Source organism: Acinetobacter stercoris (assembly GCF_900323515.1).
GTDB lineage: Bacteria > Pseudomonadota > Gammaproteobacteria > Pseudomonadales > Moraxellaceae > Acinetobacter > Acinetobacter stercoris.
In genome coordinates, this window is record NZ_OOGT01000023.1 from 20,236 (window position 1) to 29,641 (window position 9,406).

Annotated in this window: 13 protein-coding genes; 8 read left to right on the forward strand and 5 right to left on the reverse strand. The window is 39.3% G+C overall.

The window, feature by feature from the left end:
* The first annotated feature begins 194 nt into the window (after positions 1–194).
* Genes hflX through KPC_RS04150 form a run of 3 tightly spaced genes read left to right on the forward strand, consistent with a single transcriptional unit; the run spans position 195 to position 2,628 of the window.
* Positions 195–1,535: a ribosome rescue GTPase HflX gene (hflX, locus tag KPC_RS04140; protein ID WP_121973153.1), complete on the forward strand. Its 1,341-nt coding sequence runs from the start codon at positions 195–197 to the stop codon at positions 1,533–1,535.
* Between the two features lie 42 nt (positions 1,536–1,577).
* A complete protein-coding gene (locus tag KPC_RS04145) occupies positions 1,578–1,949 on the forward strand; it encodes a hypothetical protein (protein ID WP_121973154.1) in 372 nt (123 codons plus the stop codon).
* A gap of 10 nt (positions 1,950–1,959) precedes the next feature.
* Positions 1,960–2,628: an LrgB family protein gene (locus KPC_RS04150; protein ID WP_121973155.1), complete on the forward strand. Its 669-nt coding sequence runs from the start codon at positions 1,960–1,962 to the stop codon at positions 2,626–2,628.
* A gap of 61 nt (positions 2,629–2,689) precedes the next feature.
* On the opposite strand, the gene KPC_RS04155 is transcribed toward KPC_RS04150, so the two are convergent.
* Genes KPC_RS04155 through pdxA form a run of 3 tightly spaced genes read right to left on the reverse strand, consistent with a single transcriptional unit; the run spans position 2,690 to position 5,377 of the window.
* Positions 2,690–3,544, reverse strand: coding sequence for a symmetrical bis(5'-nucleosyl)-tetraphosphatase (locus KPC_RS04155; RefSeq protein ID WP_121973156.1), 855 nt, complete (start codon positions 3,542–3,544; stop codon positions 2,690–2,692).
* Positions 3,545–4,357: a 16S rRNA (adenine(1518)-N(6)/adenine(1519)-N(6))-dimethyltransferase RsmA gene (gene rsmA, locus KPC_RS04160; protein WP_121973157.1), complete on the reverse strand. Its 813-nt coding sequence runs from the start codon at positions 4,355–4,357 to the stop codon at positions 3,545–3,547.
* Positions 4,358–4,408: 51 nt separating this feature from the next.
* Complete coding sequence (gene pdxA / locus KPC_RS04165; RefSeq protein ID WP_121973158.1) at positions 4,409–5,377, reverse strand: 4-hydroxythreonine-4-phosphate dehydrogenase PdxA; 969 nt, start codon at positions 5,375–5,377, stop codon at positions 4,409–4,411.
* 310 nt (positions 5,378–5,687) lie between these two features.
* Here pdxA and rplM point away from each other — a divergent pair, with 310 nt between their 5' ends.
* Entirely contained in the window at positions 5,688–6,116 is a 429-nt protein-coding gene (rplM, locus tag KPC_RS04170; RefSeq protein ID WP_004857442.1) for a 50S ribosomal protein L13, read from the forward strand.
* A 12-nt stretch (positions 6,117–6,128) separates the two neighbouring features.
* Entirely contained in the window at positions 6,129–6,515 is a 387-nt protein-coding gene (gene rpsI, locus KPC_RS04175) for a 30S ribosomal protein S9 (RefSeq protein ID WP_086208861.1), read from the forward strand.
* Positions 6,516–6,580: 65 nt separating this feature from the next.
* Here the strand turns inward: rpsI and KPC_RS04180 are convergent, their stop codons facing one another.
* Both KPC_RS04180 and KPC_RS04185 read right to left on the reverse strand, forming a co-directional pair.
* Positions 6,581–6,868, reverse strand: coding sequence for a hypothetical protein (locus KPC_RS04180; RefSeq protein WP_121973159.1), 288 nt, complete (start codon positions 6,866–6,868; stop codon positions 6,581–6,583).
* A gap of 74 nt (positions 6,869–6,942) precedes the next feature.
* Entirely contained in the window at positions 6,943–7,392 is a 450-nt protein-coding gene (locus tag KPC_RS04185) for a hypothetical protein (protein ID WP_121973160.1), read from the reverse strand.
* Positions 7,393–7,519: 127 nt separating this feature from the next.
* On the opposite strand from KPC_RS04185, the gene KPC_RS04190 reads away from it, so the two are divergent.
* From KPC_RS04190 to KPC_RS04200, 3 genes are read left to right on the forward strand one after another with little or no spacing between them, the layout of a single operon-like run.
* Positions 7,520–8,173, forward strand: a complete 654-nt coding sequence (locus tag KPC_RS04190) for a glutathione S-transferase C-terminal domain-containing protein (protein ID WP_121973161.1) — start codon at positions 7,520–7,522, stop codon at positions 8,171–8,173.
* Between the two features lie 11 nt (positions 8,174–8,184).
* Positions 8,185–8,613 carry a ClpXP protease specificity-enhancing factor gene (locus tag KPC_RS04195; RefSeq protein ID WP_121973162.1) on the forward strand — a complete coding sequence of 143 codons (429 nt, stop codon included), beginning with the start codon at positions 8,185–8,187 and terminating at the stop codon, positions 8,611–8,613.
* 16 nt (positions 8,614–8,629) lie between these two features.
* Positions 8,630–9,292: a hypothetical protein gene (locus KPC_RS04200; protein ID WP_121973163.1), complete on the forward strand. Its 663-nt coding sequence runs from the start codon at positions 8,630–8,632 to the stop codon at positions 9,290–9,292.
* Positions 9,293–9,406 lie beyond the last annotated feature (114 nt).

The following is a 9,406-nucleotide window of genomic DNA, read 5'->3' on the forward strand; positions in this document are numbered from 1 at the left end:
ACATTAAAATTTTTAAAATTCATTTTAGGTGGCATTATCTTTTATATCGTCGGTCTTATTGTATTTTCCAGGTTATTTTTAGCAATTTTATAAGCTTTCTCATGATTTGACACAATCTTGAAATGTTATTCTGCCCTTAGACGCCTTTTTACATTAAAATAAACTTTTAAATCTGTTTAAGAGCAACGCAATCTGTGGAATATTTTGATCGACATCAAGGCGGTGAACGCGCAATTTTAGTTAGTGTTTCAGTACAACTTTTAGATGACCTTGATGCCGAAGAGTTCAGTTTGCTTGCCAAATCTGCTGGTGCGGAAATATTAGAACACATCACTGCACAACGCATAAAACCTGATCCTAAACTGTTTATTGGCTCAGGCAAAGCAGAAGAGCTGGCTGAGTTGGTAAAAAGTCTGGAAGCAGAACTGGTCATGTTTGACCATTCACTCTCCCCAGCTCAGGAACGTAATCTTGAAAAAATTTTACAATGCCGTGTCGTTGACCGTACAGGTCTTATTTTAGATATTTTTGCACAGCGTGCCCGTACACACGAAGGTAAACTACAAGTTGAGCTGGCCCAACTTGAGCACCTCTCATCTCGTTTGGTTCGGGGATGGACGCATTTAGAACGTCAAAAAGGTGGTATTGGATTACGAGGACCAGGTGAGTCTCAGCTTGAAACTGACCGCCGTTTGCTACGTATCCGTATGGGACAGTTAAAAGATAAACTTGAAAAGGTTCGCCAAACACGTATACAAGGACGTGCAGCACGCCAAAAAGCATCTGTTCCAACGGTATCACTTGTTGGTTATACCAATGCGGGCAAATCCACCTTGTTTAATATCTTGGCAGATAGTGAAGTTTATGCAGCAGATCAGCTTTTTGCTACTCTTGACCCAACGCTTAGACGCTTGAACTGGGATGGGATTGGCGCACTGGTTTTGGCAGATACTGTTGGTTTTGTACGCAATCTGCCTCATTCTTTAGTCGAATCTTTTAAAGCGACTTTAGAGGAAACTCTGGAAGCTACCTTGCTTTTACATGTGATCGATACCAGTAGTCCAGACATGCTGGAACAGATTGATGCCGTAGAAGCTGTGCTCAAAGAAATCGGTGCTGATGTCCCTGTACTTCGTGTATACAATAAAATTGACCGTACTGGTGATGAAGCTAAAATCATTTATGCCAAACCGCACCTACCTGACCGTGTTTATGTCTCAGCCCATAGTGGACAAGGCTTGGAGCTACTTCGCCAAGCTGTTCAAGAGTGTTTAATGGGACAAATCCAAAATTTTGAAGTCGTGTTAAAGCCCTCTTATGGCAAGCTTAGGACACAACTTTACGCTTTAAATGTGATCCTATCTGAAAATTATGACGATGAAGGTAATTTGCATCTGGATGTTCGTATGGCGCCACAAAAACTCGAACAGCTCATAAAACAGGCACATTTACCGATTGATCAAATTCTAGGTCAGAAAGCAAAACAGTTTCAACGACCATTAGAAGAATTTGAAATAAAAAACCAGATCGGTTAAAAAGGAAAAACATACAAGTTTTGACCACATAAATTGAAGAAAATGGAACGGCTTAAACATATTGACTGGCAAGCATGGATTGCAACACTTTCCATCATCATTATTTTTAGAGAAGTCTCAGTTTGGGGGATGAGTAAAATCAATCACCCTGAACTGGGCAATTTAACAGGTCTTATCAGCCTGCTTATTATCTTGAGTCTCTGGAGAAAATTTAAAAAGATTCCTCCGCGACTTGTCGATACCAACAATAAGCTCATGAAAGAAAGTGGCTTTGCATTTTTACCTATCTGTGCTGGATCATTATTGATGCTGGTCAGTATGGGCAAAGAAATTCCTCTGTTCCTGGTCATTTTATTCGTTAGTACGCTAATCCCTCTCTGGATTTACGCCAAAATGGCAAAAAAATGGTTATAGGAGATCAAAAATGTTTAGTGTATTAACGGGTTTCCTGATCACCCTGATTGCTTATCTTGCAGCAAAGCCTGTAAATAAAAGATTTCCACAAGTTCCGTTACTGGTCATCGGTATGTTCTTTGTTATCGGTATCTTATTATTATTTAAAATACCCTATGAAAAATACAATGCCGAAATGAATGGTATTTTTAGTCATCTTCTTGGCTACGTTACAGTCGCTTTGGCAATTCCTCTGGCAGCGATGCGTTATGATGATTTACCGCTCAAATCGGTCATCGGAATTTTAGTCTTTGCAAGTCTTAGTGCTGTCGCATTGCCAATGGGGCTGGCATATTTATTACATTTATCCGATCCTTATATCATGGCATTTGCCACACGGGCAGTCACCACTCCTATTGCAATTAATATAGCAACTTTACTGCACTCGCCTATTCCACTGGTCATTTTGATCGTCATTTTATCTGGTGTAATAGGCGCAGCTTTTTCATCCATTATTTTAAGAAATATCAATGATGAACGTGCATCCGGTTTGGCATTAGGCCTGGCAGCACATGCCATTGGTACCGCACAGGCATGGCAACGTGGTGCCGTTGCGGGTCGTTATGCTGCATTCGGCATGGCGGTGAATGCGGTTTTTACCGCAATCTGGCTACCTACATTTATGCTATTGATCAAATAAGCTTTTCAATATAAAAAAATCCCAATCTAACAATTGGGATTTTTCAGCATTCAGTTAGCTTTTAGATTCCAGAGGCAGGATTATCTACTGCAAACATATGCTGATCTTCAAGTCGACAAGCAAGTAGTTTATTCCCCCAAACACAGCCACCATCTACATTTTGGATCTGAGCGCTAATCGTTTTACCCATAAGTGCAGCCCAGTGTCCAAAGAAGACATGATGTGTTTTTGCAGCTTTTGACTCAAACTCAAACCAGGGTTTAAATCCTTTAGGCATAGGTTCATTTAGATCATCTTTAAAACTAAACTCTAAACGCCCGTGCTGATCAGTTAAACGCATACGCGTTAGATAATTAGTGATTACACGGTAACGTTCGTTCCCTTCCAAATCATCAGACCAGATGTCCGGCTGAGTACCGTACATCTGTTCTAAAAAACTGTCGAGTACCGCAAAATCCTCATTTCCCAGAATATCCTGAATTTCTTTTGACAACTCTGAAGTCTGAGCAGCATCCCAGATACAGGGGATACCGGCATGGGTCAATATCGTCTGTTCATTTGGAAATAAACACAACGGTTGCTTACGTAACCAGTCGATCAGATCATCACTGTCTATCGCATCAATAACCTCTTGCGTTCGATCTTTTGCTTTAACTTCTTTTATACCGCGGGCACATGCCAAAAGATTTAAATCATGATTGCCTAGAACAGTTGCAGCAGAACCACGCTCACACAGTTTTTTAATAAAACGTAAAGCACCTACCGAGTTTTCGCCACGCGCCACCAAGTCGCCTGCAAACCAGATAAAATCCTGATCTGGATCGAAACGAATCTCCTTGAGCAATGCTTTCAAAGCTTCAAAACAGCCTTGAACATCACCAATCACATAGTTATAACGAATATCGGAACGCGCCATTTACGCCACCATTTGATCAGATAATGCGACAAATTGAGCTAAGGTCAAAGTTTCTGGACGGGCCATCGGATCAACACCCGCTTTATCAAAACCATCTTCAACCAACATACCTTTTAAGCTATTACGTAGTGTTTTACGGCGCTGGGTAAATACATGACTGACTAAACGAGCCAAGGCTTTTTCATTTTTAGCAATAATCGGCTTTGTCGCATAAGGTTCTAGACGAAAAACAGCTGAAGTTACTTTAGGCGGTGGATTAAAAGATCCAGGTGGAACTTCAAATAAGAATGTCGGTTTACAGAAATACTGAATCATCACAGACAAACGACCATATTCTTTGGTATTTGGTGAAGCTGTGATGCGGTCAACCACTTCTTTTTGTAGCATAAAATGCATATCCTTAATTTTGTCACCAAATTCCAATAGGTGAAAAAGCAAAGGTGTAGAAATGTTATAGGGTAAGTTACCAACCACACGCAATGGGCGGTCATCTTTTATAAGCAAATTAAAATCATATTTTAATGCATCGGTTTCAATAATCGTTAGGCGTTCAGGATGAGGAACACGACCTGGCAAACCTGCTGCCAAATCACGGTCAAGCTCTAGCACAGTTAAAGCATCACACTCACCAATTAAAGGTGAAGTCAGGGCTGCTAAACCTGGTCCGATTTCAACCACATTGTCCCCTGCACGAGGACTAACCGAGCGTACAATTTTTGCAATCACACGTTGGTCATGTAAAAAGTTTTGACCAAAACGCTTACGAGTATGATGCCCTTCATCTTTAGGGTTTAGGGCATTAATTTGATACATAGAATTTCCAACGTGATTTTTCAAAAAAGTTTTAAAGAAAGTTAAGCAAATTTAGTGTCTAGCCAAATCCAAAGCCAAGTCTACAGCAACATGTAAACTTGAACTTTTCGCCTCACCAGTCCCTGCCAGACCTAGTGCTGTACCATGATCGACAGATGTCCTGATAAAAGGCAAACCCAGAGTGATATTGATCGCTTCACCAAAGCCTTGTGATTTTAACACAGGTAATCCCTGATCGTGATACATCGCCAAAACAGCATCAGCATCTTTAAGATTCTCTGGGGTAAATAGTGTATCGGCAGGTAGGCTTAAACTAATGTTCATCCCTTGCGTTCTATAGCTTTCGAGTACAGGATTGATGACATCAATTTCTTCATGTCCCAAATACCCCCCTTCTCCAGCATGTGGATTTAAACCACAAACTAAAATATGTGGATGTTCAATCTTAAATTTTGTTTTCAAATCATGAATCAGTATATCGATCACCTGATGCAACCGCTCTCTTGTTATCGCATCTGCAACATCACGAAGCGGTAGATGCGTTGTCGCAAGTGCGACTCGTAAACTTTTTGTCGCGAGCATCATCACCACACGCTCTACACCTGCATACTCTTGGTAATATTCTGTATGACCACTAAAATGGATTCCAGCTTCATTAACAACTGATTTTTGAACTGGTCCCGTCGCTACCCCTACACTTTTTCCTGTGATTGCATATTCGGCTGAACGGCGTAACTGTTCTAATACATAAGCTGAATTTTTAGCATTCAATTGTCCCAATACTACAGGCGTAAGCAAAGGCACATGCTCTACATATAATTGTCCTGAAGATGAAGATTCAGTCTGTCCCTTATATTCAATGAGTTCGATATTTTTCTTTAAAATTTCAGCACGTTCTTTCAACATATTCAGATCGGCAAGGACAACAACTGGACGTTCGTCTATCCGGTCTGCCAAACTTAAACAAATATCTGGACCAATACCTGCTGGCTCACCACTGGTGATGTATAAAGGGAGCATAGTCATCTTCAAATGATCACGAAACAATATTGCTATTATAAAACGTCTACACAATGAAATCAGTTTTATTATTTCGTTTGAAGGAATCTGTTTTAACGTTTAAAGAATAAGATAAGGCAATAACCTATCTCTTTTACTTGTTATCCAAACTTCAAAACAGCACTACTTTTCAGGTCTGATAAATTATTTTAAAATAGTTGCCCGGAAACACACATTTCGATTGAGATTCTATCTTTCTTCATGTAGAATTTCGTCTCCTTTTGTTTGGACAGATTCCACCGTCCAAACCAACTATAATAGGTAGTGGTTAATGAAAACTCTCAGCGCTAAGCCAGCTGAAGTTCAACACGACTGGTACGTTGTTGATGCTTCTGGCAAAACTTTAGGTCGTCTTGCGACTGAAATCGCTCGTCGTTTACGCGGTAAGCATAAAACTTCTTATACTCCTCACGTTGATACTGGCGATTACATCGTTGTGATCAATGCTGAACAAGTTCAAGTAACTGGTAACAAGTCACTTGATAAAAAATACTATCGCCACACTGAATTCCCAGGCGGTTTAAAAGAAACTAACTTTGAAAAATTAGTTGCTCACAAACCTGAAGAAATCTTCCAACGTGCTGTTAAAGGTATGTTGCCTAAAGGTCCTCTTGGTTATGCAATGATCAAGAAAATGAAAGTGTACGCTGGTAGCGAGCATCCACATACTGCTCAACAGCCACAAGTTTTGGACATCTAAGGGATACAGCACATGGCTACTAATTATGGTACAGGTCGCCGTAAGACCGCAACTGCACGTGTTTTCTTATCAGCTGGTACAGGTAAACTCGTAATTAACAATCGTACTCTTGAGCAATATTTCGGTCGTGAAACTGCTCGTATGGTTGTACGTCAACCTTTAGAGCTTTTAGAAGCTACTGAAAAATATGACCTTTACATCACTGTTGCTGGTGGTGGTATCGGTGGTCAGGCAGGCGCTATCCGTCACGGTATTACTCGTGCATTGATCGCTTCTGACGAAACTTTAAAACCTGCTCTTCGTCAAGCTGGTTTCGTTACTCGTGATGCTCGTGAAGTTGAACGTAAGAAACTTGGTTTACGTAAAGCTCGTAAACGTCCTCAATTCTCTAAACGTTAATTCGTTTACCGAATCGGACAGAAAAACCTCGGAATTTTCCGAGGTTTTTTATTTGGCTTTAAAAATTATGGATTCGTAGCATATGCGCCCGCACCTGGAATTTCAGGATGTAAAGGAGCTGAATAACAGGAATCAGCTTCAGGGTGACCTTCGCAAGGAACAGCAACCGAACAACTTTCAATACCCTCACAAGGATCTACGTCAGATTGGATATCATCCTGAACGGCTGGATCTTGCATCGTAACAGCCACTGGATAAGGTAATATCTCAACAGCTTCTTCATCCATACTTTTAGCATAACTCAGACTTGAAATAATTGATAAAAACAGACATAAGACCATCTTATTTTTCATAACCATGCTCTTGTATTATAGATAAATTGATTTAAATATCTGAACTGAAATAGCATATAAAAATCTACTATGCTCTATTGCTTATTTTTCATAGAACAATCCGATGTCCCACTAATCACACCATCAGTAGCTGTATATTCTGTGATCCTACAGCCATCTTTCTGATAGGTTCGCTCTTCTTTATGGAACTTATGATCTTCAGGAATAGGCGCGTTACAGAATTCACCTGTTTTTTCATTCTGCATTTTTACAGGTCCATCATTATAAATTGTGACCTTACAGCCTTTTACAACATACTCTTGCTTTATACCTCCATAATGCTCAGCTTCTAAAACATCTGAAGCAACTTCACAGTTTTCACTCGCTCGACAAGCAGTCTCCTCATCCATAGCAGCTTGATGAGTTCCTGAAGCTTGAGATACAACTTCGGCAGTGACCTCATCATTGTCATTAATATTTGCATAACTATGAGGAATCAATATCCCTTGTGATAATAAAAGAATGCTCATTATCCAGTATTTCATAAATATTCCTACGCCCGATTTTTTTATCTTTTTCAAACCTATCCTAAGCTGATTAACTCAAAGTTAAGATGATTTTATTGCCTAATTTTAGTATCCTATCCTATTTGTTCTGCTTTGTTTTTGGAATATGACCGTCGAAAACGCTCCGCTTCAAGGAATTACACTTTATAGCCATGCAGATGACTTCCGTTCCCATTGGATTCGCTTTTTACTTGCTGAAAAACAGATTAAATTTAATTTGTTTATTGCTGAGGATGAAGATGAAGACCTTGCCAGTCTCAATCCTTACAACCAACTTCCAATGTTAATTGAAAATGATTTAAAACTGTTTAATACCATAATCATTGCCGAATATATTGATGATCGGTACCGTCAGAACAAACTTTATGCAGATGCTCCAGCACCTCGTGCAGAACAGAGACAATATATCTGGCGTTTCGAACAGGACTGGTTCAAATTGGCTGACATCATGCTACGTCATCCTGATACACTCGATGAAACTGCAAAAAGCAAAGCACAAAAACAATTAAGAGACACCCTTATTTCATTAACCCCTTTATTTCAGCATTTTCCTTATTTTATGTCTGAAAACTTTACAATTTTAGATTGCATGTTGGCGCCAATTTTCATACGGTTGAAAGTCATGGGAATTGATTTACCCAAACAGCAATGTCGCCCTATTTTGCTATATTGTCAGCGTATTTTTAGTCGCCCTGCTTTTTTAAAGTCGATGACTTTTCAAGAGAAAAACCGATATAGCCATTTTTTAGCAAATCAATAGAGTATTTTCTGATGTCTGAACAAGAATTAAGCTTAACTCCTAGTCGTCCATATCTTGCCCGCGCGATTTATGAATGGATTTGCGACAACAACCTGACTCCATATCTAATGGTAGACGCAACTGTTCCCTACACTGATGTACCACAACAATTTGTAAAAGATGGTCAAATCGTTTTAAACATTGTGCCGCATGCAGTTCATATGTTGAATATGAGTAATGATGCGATTACTTTCTCTGCACGCTTTGGTGGTGTCTCCACTGATATATACGTACCTTTTCAGGCAGTTCTAGGACTTTATGCTCGTGAAAATGGTCAAGGATTATTCTTTGATCCTGACGAATATGCCAATGTTAAAGTTGAGGAAAATACTTTAGAATCAAATACGAAAGAACAATCAGATCAACCAAAGAAAAAACCAAGTCTGCGTATATTAGACTGATACACTGGAGAAAAATATGGCTTTTGATTTAGTACACTACTTTGCTGAGCAGATTCAAATTCAAAAGCCTCAGCTCCTTGGTCAACTTGAGCTTGATGAACGAAAAAATCATCTACTGGAAATTAATGCCCTCACTTTAGGAAAACTGGTGAGTCTCTGGAAACAGGATGACATTAAACTATATCAAGAAATCAGTCACCCAGATCCTTTATATGTGCAAGATATTGCAAGGCATTTAACAACATCACCGGCAAATCAGTCGACTTTAAATAAAACAGAACTGGAACTTGCCACAACTGAAATCTTAAGTTTACAACTAGCTGAATTAAAACAGCTTGATGAGACTGGAAACTTTGGGAAAGAAGGACTCAGGGAACTTATTCTTGGGCAGATTGAGCATTTGTCTGGTCATGCTGATGATTGGGTATGGTCAACAAACGAACTAACAGAATTAATTGGTTCTAAACCAATCGAGGAAGAAGAGATATCATTGGATGAAACCATGAAGGAGTTCAATCAAATGGTCAATGCTCAAAATACAGCACATGATGATGTACATACAGAAGTCGAAACAGCCCCACAAAAAAATCCTGGATGGGCAAAAGTTGCAGAGCCTATAGTAGCTCTGGTTGTACTTTGGATTTTATTCGATGCTTTAATTAAATATGTATTTCATTAATATTTAACTTAAAAATTAAAGAGAACCGAGAGGTTCTCTTTTTATGAAGTATACAAATTAATAAAGATATAGGGATGATTGGGAAATAATTACTTTTTATTGGCAGACTATATC